At 64.8% G+C, this 20,251-nt stretch carries 22 protein-coding genes, 1 tRNA gene and 1 pseudogene; 11 read left to right on the top strand and 13 right to left on the bottom strand.

The genetic code is table 11. The features are described 5' to 3' along the window. Positions 1 to 139: 139 nt before the first annotated feature. Both BRA1417_RS39440 and BRA1417_RS0100825 read left to right on the top strand, forming a co-directional pair. Positions 140 to 2,043 (top strand): annotated as a pseudogene (locus BRA1417_RS39440) (diguanylate cyclase domain-containing protein). A gap of 66 nt (positions 2,044 to 2,109) precedes the next feature. After that, a complete protein-coding gene (locus BRA1417_RS0100825) occupies positions 2,110 to 2,757 on the top strand; it encodes an HAD family phosphatase (RefSeq protein ID WP_027514176.1) in 648 nt (215 codons plus the stop codon). A 24-nt stretch (positions 2,758 to 2,781) separates the two neighbouring features. Here the strand turns inward: BRA1417_RS0100825 and BRA1417_RS0100830 are convergent, their stop codons facing one another. From BRA1417_RS0100830 to BRA1417_RS0100855, 6 genes are all read right to left on the bottom strand, one after another. After that, positions 2,782 to 3,750, bottom strand: a complete 969-nt coding sequence (locus BRA1417_RS0100830) for an ABC transporter ATP-binding protein (RefSeq protein ID WP_027514177.1) — start codon at positions 3,748 to 3,750, stop codon at positions 2,782 to 2,784. Then, positions 3,747 to 4,742, bottom strand: coding sequence for an ABC transporter ATP-binding protein (locus BRA1417_RS0100835; RefSeq protein ID WP_027514178.1), 996 nt, complete (start codon positions 4,740 to 4,742; stop codon positions 3,747 to 3,749). Before BRA1417_RS0100835 ends, BRA1417_RS0100830 begins: the two co-directional genes overlap by 4 nt. After that, positions 4,742 to 5,659, bottom strand: a complete 918-nt coding sequence (locus BRA1417_RS0100840) for an ABC transporter permease (RefSeq protein ID WP_007615333.1) — start codon at positions 5,657 to 5,659, stop codon at positions 4,742 to 4,744. The genes BRA1417_RS0100835 and BRA1417_RS0100840 overlap by 1 nt, the downstream gene beginning before the upstream one ends. Continuing rightward, complete coding sequence (locus tag BRA1417_RS0100845; protein WP_007597394.1) at positions 5,625 to 6,584, bottom strand: ABC transporter permease; 960 nt, start codon at positions 6,582 to 6,584, stop codon at positions 5,625 to 5,627. The genes BRA1417_RS0100840 and BRA1417_RS0100845 overlap by 35 nt, the downstream gene beginning before the upstream one ends. Positions 6,585 to 6,612: 28 nt before the next feature. Beyond that, the gene (locus tag BRA1417_RS0100850) at positions 6,613 to 8,403 is read right to left on the bottom strand and encodes a peptide ABC transporter substrate-binding protein (RefSeq protein WP_027514179.1); all 1,791 of its coding nucleotides are present in this window, start codon (positions 8,401 to 8,403) and stop codon (positions 6,613 to 6,615) included. 261 nt (positions 8,404 to 8,664) lie between these two features. Beyond that, positions 8,665 to 10,083: a M20 family metallopeptidase gene (locus BRA1417_RS0100855; protein WP_027514180.1), complete on the bottom strand. Its 1,419-nt coding sequence runs from the start codon at positions 10,081 to 10,083 to the stop codon at positions 8,665 to 8,667. Between the two features lie 283 nt (positions 10,084 to 10,366). Here BRA1417_RS0100855 and BRA1417_RS0100860 point away from each other — a divergent pair, with 283 nt between their 5' ends. From BRA1417_RS0100860 to BRA1417_RS0100870, 3 genes are all read left to right on the top strand, one after another. Then, positions 10,367 to 11,338 (top strand): S1C family serine protease, encoded by a 972-nt coding sequence (locus BRA1417_RS0100860; protein WP_027514181.1) that lies wholly within the window; start codon positions 10,367 to 10,369, stop codon positions 11,336 to 11,338. Between the two features lie 28 nt (positions 11,339 to 11,366). Further along, a complete protein-coding gene (locus tag BRA1417_RS0100865; protein WP_027514182.1) occupies positions 11,367 to 12,437 on the top strand; it encodes a phospholipase in 1,071 nt (356 codons plus the stop codon). A gap of 82 nt (positions 12,438 to 12,519) precedes the next feature. Continuing rightward, on the top strand, positions 12,520 to 12,726 hold the full coding sequence (locus BRA1417_RS0100870; protein ID WP_027514183.1) for a hypothetical protein: 207 nt from the start codon (positions 12,520 to 12,522) through the stop codon (positions 12,724 to 12,726). 82 nt (positions 12,727 to 12,808) lie between these two features. Here the strand turns inward: BRA1417_RS0100870 and BRA1417_RS0100875 are convergent, their stop codons facing one another. The 5 genes from BRA1417_RS0100875 to BRA1417_RS0100895 all read right to left on the bottom strand — a co-directional run bounded on the left by BRA1417_RS0100875 (position 12,809) and on the right by BRA1417_RS0100895 (position 15,611). Then, positions 12,809 to 13,468 carry a DsbA family protein gene (locus BRA1417_RS0100875; RefSeq protein WP_027514184.1) on the bottom strand — a complete coding sequence of 220 codons (660 nt, stop codon included), beginning with the start codon at positions 13,466 to 13,468 and terminating at the stop codon, positions 12,809 to 12,811. An 87-nt stretch (positions 13,469 to 13,555) separates the two neighbouring features. Then, complete coding sequence (locus BRA1417_RS0100880; protein WP_027514185.1) at positions 13,556 to 14,278, bottom strand: LrgB family protein; 723 nt, start codon at positions 14,276 to 14,278, stop codon at positions 13,556 to 13,558. Beyond that, positions 14,275 to 14,658, bottom strand: coding sequence for a CidA/LrgA family protein (locus tag BRA1417_RS0100885; protein WP_027514186.1), 384 nt, complete (start codon positions 14,656 to 14,658; stop codon positions 14,275 to 14,277). Before BRA1417_RS0100885 ends, BRA1417_RS0100880 begins: the two co-directional genes overlap by 4 nt. Positions 14,659 to 14,702: 44 nt before the next feature. Further along, positions 14,703 to 15,179, bottom strand: a complete 477-nt coding sequence (locus tag BRA1417_RS0100890; protein WP_027514187.1) for a PaaI family thioesterase — start codon at positions 15,177 to 15,179, stop codon at positions 14,703 to 14,705. A gap of 3 nt (positions 15,180 to 15,182) precedes the next feature. Continuing rightward, positions 15,183 to 15,611 (bottom strand): thioesterase family protein, encoded by a 429-nt coding sequence (locus BRA1417_RS0100895; protein ID WP_027514188.1) that lies wholly within the window; start codon positions 15,609 to 15,611, stop codon positions 15,183 to 15,185. A 109-nt stretch (positions 15,612 to 15,720) separates the two neighbouring features. Here BRA1417_RS0100895 and BRA1417_RS0100900 point away from each other — a divergent pair, with 109 nt between their 5' ends. Next, positions 15,721 to 16,269 (top strand): TetR/AcrR family transcriptional regulator, encoded by a 549-nt coding sequence (locus tag BRA1417_RS0100900; RefSeq protein WP_027514189.1) that lies wholly within the window; start codon positions 15,721 to 15,723, stop codon positions 16,267 to 16,269. 47 nt (positions 16,270 to 16,316) lie between these two features. Here the strand turns inward: BRA1417_RS0100900 and BRA1417_RS0100905 are convergent, their stop codons facing one another. Next, positions 16,317 to 16,808 carry a hypothetical protein gene (locus BRA1417_RS0100905; protein WP_027514190.1) on the bottom strand — a complete coding sequence of 164 codons (492 nt, stop codon included), beginning with the start codon at positions 16,806 to 16,808 and terminating at the stop codon, positions 16,317 to 16,319. Positions 16,809 to 17,010: 202 nt separating this feature from the next. Between BRA1417_RS0100905 and BRA1417_RS0100910 the strand changes: the two genes are divergently transcribed. Both BRA1417_RS0100910 and BRA1417_RS0100915 read left to right on the top strand, forming a co-directional pair. Next, a complete protein-coding gene (locus BRA1417_RS0100910; protein WP_027514191.1) occupies positions 17,011 to 17,295 on the top strand; it encodes a PsiF family protein in 285 nt (94 codons plus the stop codon). Positions 17,296 to 17,389: 94 nt separating this feature from the next. Next, on the top strand, positions 17,390 to 18,475 hold the full coding sequence (locus tag BRA1417_RS0100915; protein WP_027514192.1) for an AbrB family transcriptional regulator: 1,086 nt from the start codon (positions 17,390 to 17,392) through the stop codon (positions 18,473 to 18,475). Positions 18,476 to 18,478: 3 nt separating this feature from the next. Here the strand turns inward: BRA1417_RS0100915 and BRA1417_RS0100920 are convergent, their stop codons facing one another. Then, positions 18,479 to 19,018 carry a disulfide bond formation protein B gene (locus tag BRA1417_RS0100920; protein WP_027514193.1) on the bottom strand — a complete coding sequence of 180 codons (540 nt, stop codon included), beginning with the start codon at positions 19,016 to 19,018 and terminating at the stop codon, positions 18,479 to 18,481. A gap of 154 nt (positions 19,019 to 19,172) precedes the next feature. On the opposite strand from BRA1417_RS0100920, the gene BRA1417_RS0100925 reads away from it, so the two are divergent. From BRA1417_RS0100925 to BRA1417_RS0100935, 3 genes are all read left to right on the top strand, one after another. Then, a tRNA-Leu gene (locus BRA1417_RS0100925) sits at positions 19,173 to 19,257 on the top strand. Between the two features lie 175 nt (positions 19,258 to 19,432). Beyond that, complete coding sequence (locus BRA1417_RS0100930; RefSeq protein ID WP_027514194.1) at positions 19,433 to 19,735, top strand: hypothetical protein; 303 nt, start codon at positions 19,433 to 19,435, stop codon at positions 19,733 to 19,735. 158 nt (positions 19,736 to 19,893) lie between these two features. Continuing rightward, the gene (locus tag BRA1417_RS0100935; protein ID WP_027514195.1) at positions 19,894 to 20,127 is read left to right on the top strand and encodes a hypothetical protein; all 234 of its coding nucleotides are present in this window, start codon (positions 19,894 to 19,896) and stop codon (positions 20,125 to 20,127) included. The last annotated feature ends 124 nt before the right edge of the window (positions 20,128 to 20,251 follow it).

Below are 20,251 nucleotides of genomic sequence, written 5' to 3' on the forward strand. Positions count from 1 at the left end.
CGAGGCCAGCCTGGTTAGCTCGACAATAGCCCGTCAATTGTCGAGGACTGTTCCGACCGGAAGCGCACAATCCGCGCGGATGTTGCAACAGCCCGTTAAGTCCAAAGTGAGAGGTTTGCGCCGAAATGGAGCAAGCCTGATGACCACAGGCCGCGAACTCGGAAAGACGCGCCTTCCGCTCTGGGCAGCGGGTTTCGTCATCCTGACCTGCTTCGCCATCCTCGGCCTGAGCGCCTGGCGCGAATGGGAAACACGCAATGCCGATCTCAAGAACGCCGAGATCGACGTCGCCAATCTGGCGCATTCGCTGATCCAGCACGCGGACGACACGTTCGAACTCGTTGATACGATCCTTGTAGGCCTGGTCCATCGGCTCGAACTCGACGGGACGGGTCCGGACACGATTACAAAGCTTCAGGCCTATCTGCCGACACGGAAATCATCGAACCGGATCCGCGGCATCTTCGTTTATGACGCGACCGGACAGTGGCTTGCCACGACCGAGCGACTCGACTTCTCCAAGCTCAACAACAGCGACCGCGAATATTTCCAGCGTCATCGCGACTCGCCGAAGATGGGCACGTTGATCGGATCGCCCGTGAAGAGTCGAGCCGGGGGCCAATGGGTCGTCACCGCGTCCCGCCGGATCAACGATGCCGACGGCGGCTTCGCCGGCGTTGCCCTGCTCACGATCGACGTCAGCTATTTCGTCAAGTTCTACGAGCGGTTTGACATCGGTACGAACGGCTCGGCATCGCTGCTCAACGATAGCGGCATCATGCTGGCGCGCAGCCGCGATGACAGCGGCGCCTTTGTCGGACGCGACCTGTCCAATGCGCCCCTGTTCAAGGGATGGGAAAGTCGTCCCGCCGCAGCAGTCTACTATTTCAAGTCGCCGCTCGATGGCATCCAGCGGCTGAGCTACTACCAACGTAGCAGCCGCTATCCCCTGATGGTACTGGCGAGCAAGTCGCGGGACGACGTGCTGGCGCCCTGGCGGCAAGCCGCGGCTGCGCGCACCACCTTCGTCCTCGGCCTCGTGCTGCTAATCGCGGTGATCGGGTTCTACCTGGTCCGTCAGCTCGTGCAGCGGCAGCGCATGGCCCAGGCCCTCGTCGTCAACGAAGCAAACTTCCGCCTGTTAGCCGAGCAATCCAGCGACATGGTGACCCGGATCGGGCTGGACAACCGGCTGCTCTACGTTTCTCCCTCGTGCGTGCGCATCACGGGCTGGTCCTCCAACGAACTGCTGGCCACCTCGGCCCTGGCCGGCATTCACGCCGACGACATCGAGCGGGTCGAGCAGGCTATCGCCGCGCTGAGGAATGGCGAGGCCGAGGAGGCGCGATTCGTCTATCGCCAGCGTCATCGCGACAAGGGCGAGATCTGGGCGGAGGCGGCGTTGCACGTGACCCTGGCATCGGACAGCGGCGAGATCGACGGCGTCGTCGCGGTGGTGCGGGACATGACGGAGCAGAAGGATCTTCAGGACAAGCTCGCCTCGCTTGCAACAACCGACGGCCTCACCGGCCTCGCCAACCGGCGCGCATTCGACGAGCGTCTCGCCGACGAATGGGCCCGCGCCCGGCGCGACGGCTCGCAGCTCTCGCTCCTGCTGATCGATGTCGATCATTTCAAGAAATTCAACGACCATTACGGCCATCCGGCGGGCGACGGGTGCCTGCGCGCGCTGGGCCGGATGCTATCAGCCCACACCAAGCGCCCGGCCGACCTCGCGGCGCGGTACGGTGGCGAAGAATTCGCCGTGCTGTTGCCGAACACCGGTCCCGAGGGCTGCGCCGAGGTCGGCGAAGGGATTCGCAAGGGGCTGCACGATCTCGCGATTCTGCATGCGCAAAGTCCCCCCCCCGCTTGGTGACTGCAAGCGTTGGCGGCGCGACGAGTCTGCCGTCCCAAACCACGGCGGACTGCGGCACGCTGGTCGCCGCCGCCGACCGCGCGCTCTACGCCGCCAAGGACAACGGCCGTGACCGGCTTGTGATGTCGGGACAGGTCGTTCCCTGGCCCGCCAGGAGCGCGTGACGGGATCGACCGTTGCCCCGGATTTGTCGCCTGCGCTTCAGCGCGGTATGGCTTGGTCACGGCCGGATGTTCGGCCAATCCGAGAGTGCTGCTGTGACTGATCAAATCAAACTCGTCCTCTTCGACATGGACAATGTCCTCTGCGACTACGACAGGGCAAAGCGTGTCGCATGGCTGGCGAAGCTTGCGGGGACGACGAGCGAATCCGTCCACAAGGCGATCTGGGACAGCGGCTTCGAGCTGCTCGGCGATTCCGGCACTCTCGATGCCGCGGACTATTTGCGCGGTTTCGGCGAGCGCATCGGCTATCCGCTGTCACTGAACGAGTGGATCGAGGCGCGACGCCGTTCAATGCAGGCCGATCGTGCGATGCTGGAGATTGCCGGCAGCTTGCGTCAAACCATCGACATTGCCGTCCTGACCAACAACACCACGCTGGTCGCCGACCATATCGCCGCGCTGCTGCCGGAACTGCCGCAGCTGTTCGGCGCGCGAATCTACGCCTCGGCCCGGTTCAAGACGGCGAAGCCGGACCCGCGCTGCTACCGTCTCTGTCTGTCGGAGCTCGACGTCAGACCGGAGAGCGTCCTGTTCGTCGACGATCTCATGGCCAATGTCGCCGGCGCGCGAGAGGCGGGCCTCTTCGCGCATCACCACACCTCGGTTGAGGCTTTCAGGCGGGCCCTTTCGGAGCACGGCCTGCTCCACGCATGAATGCGCGCTCCGCTTTTCCCGGCGTCAGGCGAGATGGCACGCCACAAAGTGCCCGCCCGCGCCCTCCTTCAGCTCCGGTGCGCTTTCGGCGCAACGCGGCTGGGCGATAGGACAGCGGGTGTGGAAGTGGCAGCCCGACGGCGGCTTCATCGGGCTCGGAACGTCGCCCTTGAGGCGGATGCGCTCGCGCTTGAGCTTGGGATCGGGCACCGGCACCGCCGATAACAGCGCCCTCGTGTAGGGATGCTGCGGATTGCGGTAGAGGTCGCTGGCCTTGGCGAGTTCGACGATACGGCCAAGATACATCACCGCAACGCGGTCGGAGATGTGCTCGACCACCGACAAATCGTGCGCGACGAAGAGATAGGTGAGGTTCAGTTCGGCCTGGAGATCCTCCAGCAGGTTGATGACCTGCGCCTGGATCGAGACGTCGAGCGCGGACACAGGTTCGTCGCAGACGATCAGTTTCGGCTCGACCGCGAGCGCGCGCGCGATCACGATGCGCTGGCGCTGGCCGCCGGAAAACTCATGCGGATAGCGGCGCATGTGCTCGGCCTTGAGCCCGACCTTCACCAGCAGGCTCGCGACGCGATCCTCGCGCTCCTTGGCGGATGAGCCGAGCTTATGGATGACGAGGGCTTCGCCGAGGATGGCGCCGACCGTCATGCGCGGATTGAGGGAGGCGAACGGGTCCTGGAACACGAGCTGCATGTTCCGCCGCATCGCGCGCAAATCGGTGCCGCTGAGCTGGCCGACATCCTGACCGTCGAACACGACCTCGCCGTCGGTCGGCTCGATCAGGCGCAGCACGCAGCGTCCCGTCGTCGACTTCCCGCAGCCGGATTCGCCGACGAGGCCGAGCGTCTCGCCGCGGTTGACCGAGAACGAGACCCCGTCGACCGCATAAACGCTGCCGACCTGGCGCGACAGCAGGCCGCCATGCACGGGGAAATATTTCTTCAGGCCGCTGACGCGGAGCAAGGGCTCGGTCATGCTGCGCCTCCCAACTGCGTATCTCCCAGATGACAGGCCATGCGGTGGCCGGGCGCGATCTCGCGCAGCAGCGGCTCCCTCTCGGTGCAAACGCTCATGGCGTGGCGGCAGCGCGGAGCGAAGCGGCAGCCGACCGGCGGACTGATCAGGATCGGCACCGAGCCGCCGATCGCCTCCAGCCGCACCTTGTGCTCGCTGGCAAGATCGATGCGCGGGATCGAGCGGATCAGTCCCTGGGTATAGGGATGGCCGGGATTGCCGAAGAGTTCGTCGACAGACGCCTCCTCCACCACCTTGCCGGCATACATCACGACGACGCGCTGCGCGGTCTCGGCGACGACGCCCATGGCATGGGTGATCAGCATCACCGCCATGCCGAAACGTTCTTTCATGTCCTGGAGCAAGTCGAGGATCTGCGCTTGAATGGTAACATCGAGGGCCGTGGTGGGCTCGTCCGCGATAATCAGCTTCGGCTTGCAGGCGAGCGCCATCGCGATCATCACGCGCTGGCGCATGCCGCCGGAGAACTGATGCGGATAGTTGTGCACCCGGCCTTCGGCGTTCGGTATCTGCACCAGCTTGAGCATTTCGATAGTGCGCTCGAGCGCCTGTTTCCTGGTGACGTTCTCATGGCGGCGCAGGCTTTCGGCGATCTGCTCGCCGATGGTCAGCACCGGATTGAGCGAGGTCATCGGCTCCTGGAAGATGAAGCCGATCTCCTTGGCGCGGATCTCGTCGAGCTGACTGCTCGTCAGCGGCACCAGATCGCGGCCCTCGAAGATGATCTCGCCTGCCGCGATGCGGCCCGGCGGCATCGCGATCAGCTTCAGGATCGACATCGCGGTGACGGTCTTGCCGCAGCCGGATTCGCCGACGACGCAGAGCGTCTCGCCGCGGTTGATGGAGATGTCGACACCGTCGACGGCCTGAAGGATGCCGTCGTCGGTGGAGAAGTGGGTTTTCAGTCCCTTGATCTCGAGCAGCGGCGCCATCAGATCACCCGCCGCGCATCGAGCGCGTCACGCAGGCCATCGCCGATGAAGTTGATGGCGACCACCGCGATGAAGATCGCGCCGCCCGGAAACAGCGCCCAGTGCGGGCCGATGTCGAGAAAGTCCTTGGCATCATAGAGCAGCCGGCCCCAGGTCGGCGTATCCGGAGGGAAGCCGAGGCCGAGGAAGGACAGCGTCGATTCCGCGATGATGGCTGCGGCCACGTCGATGGTACCGGCGATGATCACCGGACCCAGCGCATTGGGCAGGATATGGCGCACCACCTGCCGCACCGGGCTTGCCCCGAGCGCGCGCGCGGCTTCGACGAATTCCTTCTCGCGGATCGACAGGAACTGGGCGCGAACGAGGCGGGCGACGGGCATCCAGCGCAAGCCGCCGATCACGAGCACTATCAGGATGAAAATGCCGCCCTCGGGACCGAAAGCGGCCTTCAGCCCGTCGCGGAAGAGATAGATCAGCAGCAGCAGCAGGGGCAATTGCGGCAGCGACAAAAAGAGATCGGTGAGCCACATCAGCCCATGACCGAGCGCACCGCGCGACATGCCGGCGAGCGCGCCGATCAGCACCCCGACAAAGACCGAGACCAGCATCGCGGCGAGGCCGACCGCGAGCGAGATGCGCCCGCCATAGATCATGCGGGCGAGGATATCCTGCCCGAGATCGTCGGTGCCGAAGGGATGAGCCAGCGACGGCCCCTGCATGCCCGCCACGATATCGATGTCGTCGATCTTGACCCGCCAGACGAAGGGGCCGACCACCACCGCCAAGATCAGAACGAGGAGCAGGAACGCACTGACCACGGCAAGCTTGTGCCGGCTATAGCGACGCCACGTCTCGCGCCAGGGCGAGTAGACGCGCCGCTCAGCGGAGGGAGATGCGAGGGTCAAGCCAGCCATAAAGAACGTCCGCGATGAGATTGAACAGCACGACCAGGCACGCAAAGACGAAGGTGACGGCCATCACCACCGGCGTGTCGTTGGAAAGGATGGAGGAGATCAGCAGCGAGCCGATGCCGGGGATGCGGAAAATCTGCTCGGTGACGATGGCGCCGCCGAACACCGCCGGGATTTGCAACGCAATCAGCGTGACGACCGGGATCATCGCGTTGCGCATCACGTGCTTGATGATCACCCGCCGCTGGCCGATGCCCTTGGCGCGCGCGGTGGTGACGTAGTCCAGCCGGATGACGTCGAGCATCGCCGAGCGCACGAAACGCGTCATCGACGCAGCCTGGAACAGGCCGAGCACCGCCACCGGCATGATCGCCTGACGGATCATCTCCAGCACCCAGTGAATACCCGTGCCCTTGATGTCGGTCGTGTAGACGAAAGGCAGCCAGTCCAGCGTGACCGAGAAGATCAGGATGAACAGGATGCCGGTGAAGAAGGTCGGCAGCGAGAAGCCGACAAAGGCGAGCGTGTTGGCGACCTGGTCGAACAGCGAATAAGGTTTCGTCGCGGCATAGACCCCGACCGGGATCGCGATCAGGAGCGCCAGAATCTGCGCCGAGCCGATCACGTAGAGCGTCGTCGGCAGTCGTTGGAGAATGAGCGTGTCGACGTTCATCCGGCTGACGAAGGAGAAGCCCCAGTCGCCGTGCAGCATGGCGTTGAGCCAGTGCAGGTAACGAAGGTAGATCGGATCGTCGAGGCCGAACTTCGCCCGAAGCGCGAGAGCGACTTCGGGCGGCACGTTCGGATTGGTCGCCAGCTCCGAGAAGGGATCGCCCGGGGCGAGTGCGAGCACGACGAACAGCACGAGCGAAATTCCGAGCAGGCTCGGAATCGCGATCAGGAGGCGACGCAGGACATACTGGCTCATGAAGAAGGACCGCTCTAGGCGTGCGTGATCATTCTTCGCGGTACCAGTCGAACAAATTGTCGGTCTCGTTGGCCCAGCCGGAAACGACCGGGCGCAGATTGTTGGCGGCCGCCTCGACCTTCAGGCGGTGCTGCACCGGGATGAACACGATGTCCTGGTACATGAGGTCATTGGCCTTGATGTAGAGCGCCGCGCGCTTGACCGGATCCATCTCGCCGTCCGCGGCCAGGATGGTCGCGTCGTACTCCTTGTTGACCCAGCGCGGGAAGTTGGTGCCCTGCCACTTGTTCTCCTTGGTGGCGACGAGGTTCGAAAGGTAGCGACGCATGTGCTGCGACGGATCGGGCTGGCTCAGCGGGATCTGGAACATCTCCATGTCGGCGTAGAACTTGGAATAGGTGTCGGGATTGCCGACGTCGGACGAGAAGAACACGGAGGCCACGACCGATTTCAGCTCGACGTCGATGCCCGCCTTCTGGCAGGCCTGCTTGACGATAGCCTGCGTCTTCTGGCGCGGCCCGTTGATCGCGGTCTGGTAGAGCAGCTTCAGCTTCTTGCCGTCCTTCTCGCGGATGCCGTCGGCGCCCGGCTTCCAGCCGGCGTCGTCGAGAATCTTGGAGGCCTTCTCGACGCTGAACTCCCACGAGGTGTTCTTGGACACGAATTTTTCGGGCCCGTTGAGGAAGTTGGCGGTGGTGCGGCCGGCGCGGCCGTAGATCGCCTTCTTGACTGACTCGCGATCGATCAGCAGCGACAGCGCCTTGCGCACCGCCGGATCAGAAAACAGCGGGTGCTTGGTCTTCATCGAGGAGCGTTCGCCATCGACCTCGGTGTTGGGATCGGTGAAGTTCAGCGCGATGAATTCGGTGTCGCCGCCGACGGCGTAGACGGTCTTTCCCTTGCCGCCCTTCTCCAGGCGCAGCAGCACGTCGTCCTCGACCTGAATGTTCCAGCCGAAATCATATTCGCCGGTCTGGATCACCGCGCGCGCGGCAGAGACGGCGTCGCCGCCGCCCTTCATCTCGATCGAATCGAAATAGGGCCGGTTCGCCATGTGATAATCGGGATTGATCACGCCGCGGACGAGATCGCCCGGCTTGAACTCGACGAACTTGTAGGGGCCGGTGCCAACCGGCGAGAGGTTGGTCGGCGCCTCCCGCGACTTGGACCCCATGTAGTCCTTAAACAGATGTTTCGGGATGATGGTATTGGGAGCCCCGACAAAAGCGTCGGCCCAGAACGGCGTTGGCTTGTTGAACAGGATTCGGACCGTGAGGTCGTCCACCTTCTCGACCGTGATGTCGCGGAGCGTCGCGATGGTCAGTGCGGAGGTCGCCGGATCCTTGGCATATTCCCAGTTGAAGACGACGTCGTCGGCCGTGAACGGCGTGCCGTCATGCCATTTGACGCCGGGCTTGAGCTTCCAGGTCACCGACTTGCCGTCGGCGGCGAGGCCGCCGTTCTGGATCGAGGGAATTTCGGCGGCCAGAACCAGCTTCATGTTGCCGTCGGGATCCCAACAGGCGAGCGGCTCGTAAAACAGGCGAGCGCCGTCCTGGTCCTTGGTGCCGGTGGCGAAATGCGGATTGAGCAGGGTCGGGCCCTGCCACCACAGCAGCTTGAGCGCACCACCACCGCCGCGCTTGGTCGGCTTGTAGGTCGAGGCGCCCTCAGCCATGGCGACCCCGCCAAGGGCGAGGATCTGATTGGCCAAAGGCGCGGTGAGACCCACGGCAGCAAGGCGCTGAATGAAGCCGCGGCGATCCATCCGCCCGTCCTTCACGTCACCGATCATCGAACGCAGTTCTTTATCCAGCATGGTTGTCCCCGTCTGGTTCCCGAATGGATGCAGGCGGTCGCGCGAGGCGACCACCGGGCTTGGCTGGCGGTAGATGGCACACCGAATGGGGTGCGCGTCAACTGCGACCGTGTGTATGCAAACGGTCTTCTGACTGTCTGTTGGGCAAAACCATATTCCGCAGCCCATCCCTTCGGCAATCCAGCATCAAAACACGCTGAATTCCGCGCTGCACTGCAGAAAATTTGATCGCCGCATCAGACGAAGTATCGAGGCGAAATTCTACGCCACGGACATGTCGAGCGGCGGCGCGACATGGTCCGGCAGCGGACAGACGTAAGGCGTCTTGGCCGTCCGCTTCTCAAGGTCAGCCTTGGCAGCCTTGATCAGCTCCGGGTCCGTCAGCGCCTTGATGCCGATGCCGGCCATCGCCTTGGCGGCCTGCACCATGGCCTTGTGCGCATGGGCGCTCTTGCCCTGCGCGACCACCTGCCAGGTGTGGAAGGGTGTGCCGATTGCAACCGTGGGTGCGTGGACCTGCACGGTCGGCACCACCCAGCTCACGTCGCCGACGTCGGTCGAGCCGACCAGCGGATTGCGCTTCGCATCGAGTGGCACCAGGAAGTCAGCCAGCGGCCGGTCGGTCGGCTCCATGCCGATCGCGTAATAGACCGACTCGATGTCCTTGTCGCTCAGCGTCGCGCGGATCTCCGTGGCAAAGCCCTTGTCCGCGTCGTCGAAATGCGGCGGGCCGAGCTCTTCCATGACCCGGTGCAGCGCCTGCTCCAGCGGCGTGTTCGGCAGGATATTGGAGACCGCGGAGATGATCTTCATCTCGACCTTGGTCTCGGTCATCAGCGCCGCGCCCTCCGCGATCTTGCTCACGCGTCCGACCAGCTCGTTCATGCCGGGCAGATCACGGGCGCGGATCGAATAGCGCACGCGCGCATGCGCCTGCACCACGTTCGGGGCGATGCCGCCGGTGTCGAGCAGCGCGTAGTGCACGCGCGCGTCGCTCGGCATGTGCTCGCGCATATAGTTCACGCCGACATTCATCAGCTCCACGGCGTCGAGCGCGGAACGGCCGAGATGGGGCGAGGCCGCCGCATGCGAGGTGCGGCCGGTGAAGATGAAATCGGCGCGGGTGTTGGCGAGTGACGGCGTCACCGCCACTTCCCAGAAGCTGTGTGGATGCCAGGTGATGGCGATGTCGGCGTCTTCGAATGCGCCGGAGCGCACCATGAAGGCTTTCGCCGCGCCGCCCTCCTCCGCGGGGCAGCCGTAGTAGCGCACGCGGCCCGGCACCTTGTTCTCGGCAAGCCAGTCCTTCACCGCCGTCGCGGCGAGGAGAGCTGCGGAACCGAGCAGATTGTGACCGCAGCCATGGCCGTGGCCGCCGGTCTCGACCGGACGATGCTCCGCGACGCCCGCCTCCTGGCTGAGGCCCGGCAGCGCATCATATTCCCCCATGAAGGCAATGACCGGTCCGCCCTCGCCCCATTCGCCCATCACCGCGGTCGGAATGCCCGCGACCTGCTCGGTGATGCGAAAACCCTGATGACGCAACTCGGCGAGATGTTCTGCGGCGGACCGCGCCTCGGTGTAGCAGACTTCGGGCATGCCCCAGACCTTGTCACTGAGGTCGATGAAACGTGCCTTGATCGTGTCGATGCCACGCCAGATGTCGCTGCGGTTGTCCATGCTTCGGTCCGTGATCCCTGGGTCAAACGAAGCGGCAATGGTTAGCAGCTTCATTGTACGGCGCCTAGCACCTCGCCGGACAGCAGCCATGCGGTCAATGCCGGAGAGCCGCCCGACCGACCGTGCATAACCGGTCCTGTGCCTTTCAAAGATTTCACACGGCGTTCTCTGGAATAGTTAGGAACGAGGCTTTCAAGACGGCCTCCTCCGGCCTAAATTATGCGTGCTTCGTGCGTCGTTCCGCTAGCCACGGCGGAGCGATGCTCTCAGCCAGGAGAACTCCATGCCCGCCCTGACCGAATGGAGAGTGCCGCCGGCCAATCAGCCGCGTGCGAGCGATTACGCTTTCGATCTCGACCACGCGCTCGCCTCCGTCGTCGGCCTGCACGCCATCATCCCGCCGGACGCCTTCAGTGCCGAGACACTGGGCACCGAACGCGCCGGCAACGGCGTTGTGATCGACGACGGGCTGGTGCTCACCATCGGTTACCTCATCACCGAAGCGGAGTCCGTGTGGCTGCATGTCGGAGACGGGCGCGTGGTGGAGGGACATGTGCTCGGCTTCGATGCCGTTACTGGCTTTGGCCTGGTGCAGGCGCTCGGCCAGCTCGACGTCGCCCCCTTGCCGCTCGGTGTCTCGGCCGAGACCCGGCTCGGCGACCGCGTCGTGGTCGGCGGCGCCGGGGGACGCACGCGTTCGGTCGCGAGCCAGATCGTGGCCAAGCAGGAATTCGCCGGCTACTGGGAATATCTGCTGGACGAGGCCATCTTCACCCATCCCGCGCACCCGAATTGGGGCGGCACGGCGCTCCTCAACGAGCGTGGCGAGCTGATCGGCATCGGCTCGCTCCAGCTCGAACGCGAGCGCGACGGCAAGGCCGAGCACGTCAACATGATCGTGCCGATCGACCTGTTGAAGCCGATCCTCGACGATCTGCGCAAGTTCGGCCGCGTCAACAAGCCGGCACGGCCATGGCTCGGACTCTTTTCGACCGAGATCGACAACCGCGTGGTGGTGATCGGAATCTCCGCCAATGGTCCCGCCGCCCGCGCCGAGCTCAAGACCGGCGACGTCATCCTCGCGGTCGACGGCGAGAAGGTCACAAGCCAGACCGGCTTCTACAAGAAGCTGTGGGGCCTCGGCGCCGCCGGCGTCGACGTACCGCTGACGGTACATCATGAAGGCGTCACCTTCGACGTCACGGTGACCTCGACCGATCGCTTCAAGCTCTTGAAGGCGCCGAAGCTGCACTGACAAGGCGAACTGACGCAGGGAAACGACGATGAGCGAGGCCGTCGTTGACGACATCGTGGCCGTGATGCCGCCGCTGCTCAATGCGCTGGAAGCGCTCGCCTTCTTTCAGCGCAACCTGCACCCGCCGGCCTTCGGCTCCGTGATGAACGCGATCGGCGCTCCCGACGAGGCGCTGCAAACGGCGCGCGCGGCAATCGGAGAATGGCCGGAGCAGTTCACCGGACTGCGCGAGCGGCTCGATCGTGCCTGCGACGAAACGCTCGCCGCCTTTGCCAGCCTGCGCGAGGTCGAGCGTGGCAATGGCGACCTCGTCGCGGTCTTCCGCGCGCTACGTCATGTGCCGCGCGCGCAGGAGGCGCTCTATCCGCTGGCCGTGCAGTTTCCGCCGGTCAGCAGCTTCTTCCTCAACGCCGCCATGCGCGAGAATGCCGACCTGTTGTCGCGGCTCGAAGTCGGCGCGGACGCGCACACCGGCATCATCCACGATCACAACGAGCCCGGCAGCCGCGGCGGCTTTTCGGTCTACGTGCCCGAATATCATACGCCCGATCGCGCCATGCCGCTGGTGGTGGCGCTGCATGGCGGCAGCGGCAACGGCCGCGGTTTTCTGTGGAGCTGGCTACGCGACGCCCGCAGTCTTGGTGCGATCTTGGTGGCGCCGACCGCGACCGGCCCGACCTGGGCCCTGATGGGTGACGATTCCGACACGCCCAATCTCATGCGCATTCTCGAAACCGTGCGCAGCCGCTGGACCATCGACGCCTCGCGCATGCTGCTGACAGGCATGAGCGACGGCGGCACCTTCTGCTATGTCACCGGGCTCGACGGCGCCTCGCCATTCACGCATCTCGCGCCGGTCTCGGCGACCTTCCATCCGCTGATGGCAGAGATGGCCGACGCCACGCGCCTGCAGGGCCTGCCGATCTTCGTCACGCACGGCAAGCTCGACTGGATGTTTCCGGTGCAGACCGCGCGGCAGACGCAGGCAGCCCTCGCCGCCGCCGGCGCGAATGTCACCTATCGCGAGATCGACGACCTCAGCCACACCTATCCGCGCGAGATCAACGCGGAGCTGGTGCAGTGGCTGAATGGAGAATGAACAACCTCTCCTTACCTGCGCCGCACTGTCGCGGAACAATCGATCCGGGTCGACGTTATCGCCCGTCATTGGAGGTTTCGCGATGCGGATGTTTCTTGGAATGATTTTGGGCGCGCTGCTGCTCGGCTGCGGCGTGTATGTCTATGACTCCATGCAGACGTCGTCGGTTGCTAATGGCGAGGTCGCGACGACCAATCGCACCATCGTGAACTGGGATGTCGCGAAAGCCGACTGGGACGCGCTGCGCGATCGCGCGCACAAGGACTGGGTCCGCATCTCCTCGAAGTAACGACGTGGTATCATGAATGAAATGAGGCGCCGTCGCGGGTCCGCGGCGGCGCCTTCGTATTGCGCGGTGAATATCGCTCGGCTCAGTTCATCTTGGCCTTGCGGGCGTCGGCGATGACCTGCTCGAACTCGTTCATGCTGAGCACGCCCGGCACGCGGTACTTGCCGACGATGAAGGACGGCGTGCCGCGGAAACCGAAGGCTTCGGCCTGCTCGTTGTTGCGCTTGAGCAGGGCGTCGATGTCCTTGGCGTGGTCGGCGAGATCGCGCTTCAACCGATCCATGTCGACGCCGGCGGCCGCGAGCAACTCGTTGATGCGTGGCTCGGTCAGGCGCGAGCTGACGCCCATCATGGCGTCATGGGCCTGGTGGTACTTGTCCTGGAATTTCGCCGCGAGCGCGGTCCGCGCCGCCGTGACTGAGACCGGCCCGAGTATCGGCCAGTCCTTCATCACCAGCCTGACCTTGCCGTCGTCCTGGACGACCTGACGCAACTCGGGCTCGAGCTTGCGGCAATAGGGGCAGTTATAGTCGGACCATTCGATAATACTGATATTCCCGTCGGGATTACCGGCGACGGGAATATCCGGGTCGCGCAGCACCTTGGCTTCGGTCAGCACTTCGTCATCGTCGGCCGCCGCGCGCGCCGCGGTGATCCCACCCGCGACAAGGGCGCCCGCTCCAATCAGCGTCAGCGCCGCGCGCCGCGTCGGCACAAGGGCTTTATTCCTGAATCCAGCCATATCTCGTTCCATTTCGGTCCCATCTCCGTCGATACGGTTCGAGAATGGGAATTGCTACAGCTCATATAGAGTGTCGCGGCGCCGATGTCATCGCACCAGCAGCGTGACCGCCAAGGGTACCAGGAAGGAGGTCACCAAGGCGTTCAGGCTCATGGCGATCCCGGAGAAGACGCCGGCGATCTCGTCGACCTGGAACGCTCGCGCGGTACCGATCCCGTGCGCGGCAAGGCCGGCGGCAAAGCCGCGGGCGCGGAAATCGCTGATGCCGGTGCGGTTCATCAGCGGCGTCACGATGATCGCGCCCATAATGCCCGTAAGGATGACCGCAACCGCAGCCAGCGAGGGATCGGCGTGCAGCGATTCGGCGATGCCCATGGCAACGCCGGCCGTGACGGATTTCGGCGCGAGCGACAAAACCACTTCGCGCGGCAGACTGGCAAGCTGGGCCAACAACACCACGGACACCACGGCCGTGACCGATCCCGCGACCAGCGCCACCAGCATCGGCACGATCGAGGCGACGACGCGCTTGCGGTTCTCGTAGAGGGGAACAGCCAGCGCGACCGTCGCGGGCCCCAAAAGGAAATGCACGAACTGCGCGCCGGCGAAATAGGTCGTGTAGGAGGTGCCGGTTAGCAGCAGGAACGCGCCGACGATCCACATCGCATGCAGCACGGGATTGGCGAGAGGATGACGCCGCGTCGCCAGCGACACCGCGTCCGTGCTCGCATAGACCAGCAGCGTCACCGTCAGCCAAAGCAATGGCGACTGCGAGAGATAGACCCAGAGCGAGAACGGATTGTCCTTCATCGCGCGTCCTGTTGCCTCAACAGGCGGCTGACCAGGCGGAAGGTGAGTACGGTTGCGAGCAGGGTGACGACCACCGACAGCGCGAGCACGAGGATGATGGCGATGCCGTGGGACGCGAGCAGATCGAGCTTCTGCACGACACCGACCCCGGCCGGCACGAACAGCAGCGACAGATGCGCCAACAGACCCTTGCTCGCCGTCTCGACGCCATCATCACACAGCGGCCCGCGCGCGAGAAGCGCAAAGCGGTCGCGCGCGAGCAGCAGGATGAGGAGCAGCAAGAGGCCAAGCACCGGGCCCGGCATCGGCAGGCTGAGGCTGCGCACGACGGCTTCGCCGATCAACTGGCAGAGAAGAATTAGACCAAGGCTTGCAAGCATGACCGGAGTATCAGGGGATGCGTCGGCGGTCTTGTCAATCGCCGCTATGCAGCGCTCGTGCGCGGCTCCTGCGCAGCCGCAACGCGCGGCAGCATCGCCATCATCGTTCCGGTCATCGTGGCGATCAAGGTGACCTTGCCCTCGTGCTCGGCAAACGCCCTGGCCTCGCAAAAGGTCAGCGTGCGGCCGGGCTTGACCACTCGGGCCTTGAAGACGAAACGCTCGCCCCGTGCCGGCGCGAGCAGCGTGGTCTTGAACTCGACGGTGAGGATATCGGCCTCGCGGGGCATCAGGGTGAAGGCGGCGACACCACAGGCATTGTCGAGGCCCGCGGTAATGATGCCGGCGTGGACAAAGCCGTTCTGCTGTGTGAGGGCCGGCGAATGCAGCATGGCCAGTTCAGCCTCGCCCGGCGCAAGGCGGACGATCACGATGCCGAGCGTGTGCATTGCCGGCTGGCGATCGAACATGGCGACGGCAGCCGCGCGATAGCCCGGGTTCTTCGGCTCGTATGCGGCCATGACTCAGGCCTCCGCCGGCTCGGCGAGATGCCTCAAGGCGATCTCGCGAATGGCATCCGTGAACGGCACCGATTTGCGCTGGCTACGGTCCATGTGCACGCCCGTGATCTCGCAGAACGCGGCGATCTCGCCGGTCTCAGCATTGGTCATGTCGTGCCGGAAGCGGATCGATTTGTCGCGGATCTCGAGCAGGCGACTGCGGATCTCGACGATGTCGCCGGCGAGCAGCTCGCGCTTGTAGGTGATGTTCTGCTGCACGGCGGCCATGCCGCAGCCGGAGCCGCGCAGATAGCTCGGCGTCAGCCCGAGGCGGGCGAACAGATTCCAGTTGGCCTCGTCGAATTTGCCGACATACCACATGATGTTCATGTGACCGACGTGATCGCACTGCCACGGATAGACAGTGCCGCGATAGGTCGCCTCCTGCTCCATCGCAATTCTCCCTGGCCTTTTCTGGCTTTGATTGCTGATACGGTAGCGTATCAACCTCCTCCCGCGTTAGCAATACGGCACCGTATCAACAATCGGCGAGGCTGCCTGCATGAGTGACGGCAAAGGCGATGTCTGGGTCGAGGCGGGGTTCACCGAGCTCGCCCGATCGGGGGTCGAGGGGGTGCGGGTCGAGGTGCTCGCCAAGAATTTGGGCGTCACCAAGGGCGGGTTCTACCGCCGCTTCGCCGACCGTGCCGCGCTGCTCGGTGCCATGCTGGAACGCTGGCGCGAGGGGCGCTCAACGGCGATCGCACAGCAGACGAGTCTCGATGGCCAAGAGCCCCGTGAACGGCTGAGGGCAGTGATCCAGCTCTATTCGGAGCGGCTCAATCCGGACGGGATGGCAATCGAGCTTGCGATCCGGCAATGGGCCCGCTCGGACGATGGCGCCGCGGCAGCGGTGGCGAACGTGGACGCGGCGCGGTTGAAGCACGTCGCCGAACTCTATCGCGCGACCGGCCTCGAGACCGAGGCAGCCGAAGCGCAGGCCTTCCTGTTCTACTGCTTCATCTTCGGCCAGAGCCTGCTGTTCGTCGAGCGCGGCCCGCGCAAGCGATCGCAGCTCGTGGCGAAATCGGCCGAGAAGCTACTGGATTAAAGCAAGAGGCCGGAGCTTGGCTCCGGCCTCTGCGTCGTCTTGAAGCGTCAGGCGGCGCCCTTCAGCTTCTTGTTGCATTCGCTGTAATAGCCGCCGCCCTTCTCAATCCACTTCATGCCGCCATTGCCGTTGGTGGTCTTGTTGGCGTTGTACTGGTCGACGCAGGTGTGCAGGCGCCCCTTGCCGGGGGTCTCCTTGGCGTATTTCGGATTGACCGCGTTCGGATAGATCGCGGGGCCGGCCGGCAGGGTCGGCGCAGCAGCCGGGGCGGCCTCCTTCTTCGCCTGCTTCGGCTCGGCGGGAGCGGCGGGCGCAGCAGGAGCGGCCGCGGTCGGCGCAGCCGCTGGTGTCGCATCCGCGCCGCATTGGGCCTTGCGGAAGTCATTCCACTTCGTGGTACCGAGCGAGCCGTCCTTCTTGGCGGCCTGGTATTTCGCGCTGCACTCCTGCGAGGTCAGCGCCTGCACCGGCGCACTCACCACCAGCGCGGCAAAACCCGACAGCGCAACTGCACACAGCAACTTTGATTGCATCGTCATCCTTGGTCTCCTCCTTGATCTTCCCCCGAGGGAAGTGAACCGAGGATTGCTATCCTAGCGTGCCGCGCGCTCGCGACAAGGAAGCGATGGCTGCTGCCGCCAAAATATAGTGATCCTCCACGTTCGAATTATTCATGTCGCGTTCAGCAACGCCATCCGACTTTCGCGCCCTTCGCAATTCCCGCAAGAAGAGTGCAGCACCATGATCTTCACATCCCGCCTCGCCGTCGTCGCTCTCGCCTCCCTGCTCGCCACCGGCACTGCCTTCGCGCAGACCGCCGCGCCGGCAGCAAAGACCGACACCAAGACCACAACCGCCGCCCCCATGGACAAGAAGGCACCGAAGGAGCACTCGGCCGAGTCGCTCGAATGCTCCAAGCAGGCCGACGCCAAGGGCCTGCACGGCAAGGAGCGCAAGAAATTCCGCTCCGAATGCATCAAGACCGCCAAGGCCGGCATGGCCGCGCCGGCTGCGGACAAGAAGTAAATCCTTCCCCTGCTCGCGGCTTCGGCGAGAGGCGCGCATTGCGGCATGACGTGGCCGCAATTGTGCGCCTCTCGCCGATTTGCGATAAGGCGGTGTGAAGCAAATCACCGCCTCCCTGCCGTTCGAATGGCCGAGCCGTGCCAAGATCTTGAGCACGGCGGAAACGCTTGTCATCGGCACTGCCGGCGGCCTCGTGTTTCTGCTCGTGAGCCTTCCCGGAGGATTGATCTCGGGCTCCATGATCGCGGTCGGGATCGCCGCGATCGCCGGTCGCCAGCTGACGCTGCCGCCGATCCTGACCCAGACCGTGCTGGTGCTGCTCGGCATTTCGTTAGGGTCGGTCGTCTCGCGCCACTTGCTTCAGCAGGTCAGTGCCTATCCGCTCACCATCGGGCTGCTCGCGCTCGCGACCTTCTGCTCGACCTTCGGCTCCAGCTATTACCTCCAGCGCATCCACGGCTGGGACCGCACCTCGGCCTTCCTCGCCGGCAGCCCCGGCGCGCTGTCGCAGATCACGATTTTGGCGGTCGAGCGCGGCGCCGACCTGGCGGGCATCGCGGTGGTGCAGACCATGCGCGTCATCATCCTCACCGCGGCGCTGCCGATGGTGCTGGCGTTCGCCGGCGTCGCCCCCTCCGTCGCGCCGTCGCTGACGACGACCATCGCCTCGCCGCTCGACCTGATCGAACTGGTCGCGGCCTCGCTGGCCGCGGCACTCCTCCTGCGGCTGATCAAGTTTCCGGCGAGCTGGATGTTCGGTGCGATGATCGGCTCGAGCGTGCTGCACGGCGCAGGCTGGGTCGAGGGCGGCCTGCCGGACTGGGTACGCGGCGTGGCGCTGATCGGCATCGGCGCCCTGATCGGCAGCCGCTTCGCGCGGATGCGGATCAAGACGCTCGCCGGCCACATCAACGCGGCGCTGGGCTCGTTTGCCGTCGCCATCGCCGTCTCCGCGATCTTCGTCGGCATCGTGGCGCTCACCACGCAGGTGAAATTCTCCGACGTCGTGGTCGCCTACGCACCGGGCGCGATGGATGCCATGCTGGCGCTGGCCCTGACGCTGCACATCGATCCGATCTTCGTCGGCGCCCATCACCTCTCGCGTTTCGTCTTCGTGACGATTGCGACGCCGGGCATCGTGCACCTGTTCGGCCGGACGCAGGACGATGTGGATGATTGAGCCTCAGCGCTTCGCCGTCGCGACGATTCCCCATGCGGCGATCGCAGCCATCAGGAGCGAGATCAGCACGTTATACCCGGCAAGCGAGAGGCCGAGAAAGCGCCACTGCACCTCGTCGCAGCGGACCACTTTCACGGTGTCGAGCCGCGACAGCAGGTCGGTGGCGCTGCCGAGATTGACGACGGGACCGGAGCAGTCGGTCGGTCCCCTCCAAAAGCCCCATTCGACGCCGGCGTGATAGGTGCCGAGCCCGGCATTGGCGACGCTCGCCAGCACAAGGATCGCGAGGCCTGCGAACAGCAGCTGCCTCGGCGCACCGCCCCGCGCCGCGAGTGCGATGAGCAGGCCCAGCGGGATCGCGAGGTAATAGGCGTAGCGCTGCTCCAGGCAGAGCGGACAGGGCACGATCCCGAGCACCAGCTGGAAGAACCAGGCGCCCGCGATGGTCGCGGCTGCAATCAGCGTGACCGCGAGCGAAGCGACCAGCGCGGGGCTCGTGGCCGCCGGATTGAATGCAGGTATTGCGGCACTCTGACTGGTCACGGCGGCCTCTTCCGGATGGATGCGGACTAAGCCTCTAGCCCCGCCCCATGCGGCTGTCGAGAACGGGCGGGATCACTTTGGCGCGGGTTGACCCCGTCCGGTCCATGGCTATAGTCCGCCGGCTTCGCGACGCCCTGTTTAGGGCTGACCGAGGGCCCCTGTGGCGGAACTGGTAGACGCGCTCGACTCAAAATCGAGTTCCGCAAGGAGTGCTGGTTCGATTCCGGCCAGGGGCACCACGCTTCGCCCTTTCGGGCTTCGCGTGGCGCAGCCCGCGCCAAGCCCGAAAGGGTGAAGCGTGTCCGGCGAAGCCTCTTGGCGAAGACGGACTGTCTCGGCTTTCCCCCTCCCTAGCAATCGTCACGTCCCACCTGTATAAACCGGTAGCTTCTTCCGCAATTCGAAGGAGCTCATATGAACGACCTGCACACGTGGCTTTCGCAACAGCACCACGGCCTGCGCACCTTCCGGATCTTTCAGCAAAAGCTCGAGATGCTCGGCCGCGACGACCCCGAACAGCGCGGCCTGTGCCGTCTATTGAGCGGTCTCATCGGCAGCTATGTCGAGACGTTCGAAGAGGCCCCGCTGCCTGTCGAGGTCGCTGACGGCGCCTATCATCGCCTGCTGACGCTGGTCGGAAGCCTCGACCTCGAGGGCGACACCAGCCGGCGGCTCGCGGACATCAACCGGGTTGCGACCTGCGAACTCTGGCAGTGACGAGAGCGGGCCGCCGAACGGCTCGCATCCGCATCCCTGGGACACTTCGCCAGGAGAGGGCCGCGTGCTTTCCGGCATGCCCTCTCTCGCCGGTTCGACTTCGCCGGGCCAGTCCCTATATCGTGAGGCAACACGTATCGATACAGCGAGCAGCTTCGATGGCCAGGAGACGCGCGACGGAAGCGGACGCCGAAGACCTCCCCCGCTTCTTCGTCTGGGTCCGAGGCCTCGAAGGCCCCGAACCGCAGAAATGGATGGCGATGGATTTCGGCGTCGGTGACTGGAAACGGCCACTCGTGCTCGCCTATCTGGAGCTGCCGCAAGGCGAGCGACACTTGCCGTTGTCGGCGCTGGCCCGGCGATATCCGCCGCCGCGGGGAGAGGCTTCGTAGACGAGCCATCCTGGGCGGACGCGAGGATCTCACCAGCCCCTCAACCCAGAGCGAGCAACCGTATCACTGGCCTGCTTCACCCATGTCGTCCTGCAGCTGCGCGTTCCTGCTTGCTACCTCAGCG

The sequence above is a fragment of the Bradyrhizobium sp. WSM1417 genome (assembly GCF_000515415.1).
Lineage (GTDB): Bacteria > Pseudomonadota > Alphaproteobacteria > Rhizobiales > Xanthobacteraceae > Bradyrhizobium.

Bases quoted from the DNA above. Each gene is read 5' to 3' on its own strand.
- BRA1417_RS0100830 (WP_027514177.1), bottom strand. From the start codon at position 3,750: ATGACCGAGCCCTTGCTCCGCGTCAGCGGCCTGAAGAAATATTTCCCC.
- BRA1417_RS0100870 (WP_027514183.1), top strand. From the start codon at position 12,520: ATGCGGATGTTTCTTGGAATGATTTTGGGCGCGCTGCTGCTCGGCTGC.
- BRA1417_RS0100825 (WP_027514176.1), top strand. From the start codon at position 2,110: ATGTTCGGCCAATCCGAGAGTGCTGCTGTGACTGATCAAATCAAACTC.
- BRA1417_RS0100900 (WP_027514189.1), top strand. From the start codon at position 15,721: ATGAGTGACGGCAAAGGCGATGTCTGGGTCGAGGCGGGGTTCACCGAG.
- BRA1417_RS0100850 (WP_027514179.1), bottom strand. From the start codon at position 8,403: ATGCTGGATAAAGAACTGCGTTCGATGATCGGTGACGTGAAGGACGGG.
- BRA1417_RS0100910 (WP_027514191.1), top strand. From the start codon at position 17,011: ATGATCTTCACATCCCGCCTCGCCGTCGTCGCTCTCGCCTCCCTGCTC.
- BRA1417_RS0100860 (WP_027514181.1), top strand. From the start codon at position 10,367: ATGCCCGCCCTGACCGAATGGAGAGTGCCGCCGGCCAATCAGCCGCGT.
- BRA1417_RS0100855 (WP_027514180.1), bottom strand. From the start codon at position 10,083: ATGGACAACCGCAGCGACATCTGGCGTGGCATCGACACGATCAAGGCA.
- BRA1417_RS0100905 (WP_027514190.1), bottom strand. From the start codon at position 16,808: ATGACGATGCAATCAAAGTTGCTGTGTGCAGTTGCGCTGTCGGGTTTT.
- BRA1417_RS0100935 (WP_027514195.1), top strand. From the start codon at position 19,894: ATGGCCAGGAGACGCGCGACGGAAGCGGACGCCGAAGACCTCCCCCGC.
- BRA1417_RS0100930 (WP_027514194.1), top strand. From the start codon at position 19,433: ATGAACGACCTGCACACGTGGCTTTCGCAACAGCACCACGGCCTGCGC.
- BRA1417_RS0100880 (WP_027514185.1), bottom strand. From the start codon at position 14,278: ATGAAGGACAATCCGTTCTCGCTCTGGGTCTATCTCTCGCAGTCGCCA.
- BRA1417_RS0100865 (WP_027514182.1), top strand. From the start codon at position 11,367: ATGAGCGAGGCCGTCGTTGACGACATCGTGGCCGTGATGCCGCCGCTG.
- BRA1417_RS0100875 (WP_027514184.1), bottom strand. From the start codon at position 13,468: ATGGCTGGATTCAGGAATAAAGCCCTTGTGCCGACGCGGCGCGCGGCG.
- BRA1417_RS0100840 (WP_007615333.1), bottom strand. From the start codon at position 5,659: ATGGCTGGCTTGACCCTCGCATCTCCCTCCGCTGAGCGGCGCGTCTAC.
- BRA1417_RS0100845 (WP_007597394.1), bottom strand. From the start codon at position 6,584: ATGAGCCAGTATGTCCTGCGTCGCCTCCTGATCGCGATTCCGAGCCTG.
- BRA1417_RS0100885 (WP_027514186.1), bottom strand. From the start codon at position 14,658: ATGCTTGCAAGCCTTGGTCTAATTCTTCTCTGCCAGTTGATCGGCGAA.
- BRA1417_RS0100895 (WP_027514188.1), bottom strand. From the start codon at position 15,611: ATGGAGCAGGAGGCGACCTATCGCGGCACTGTCTATCCGTGGCAGTGC.
- BRA1417_RS0100835 (WP_027514178.1), bottom strand. From the start codon at position 4,742: ATGGCGCCGCTGCTCGAGATCAAGGGACTGAAAACCCACTTCTCCACC.
- BRA1417_RS0100890 (WP_027514187.1), bottom strand. From the start codon at position 15,179: ATGGCCGCATACGAGCCGAAGAACCCGGGCTATCGCGCGGCTGCCGTC.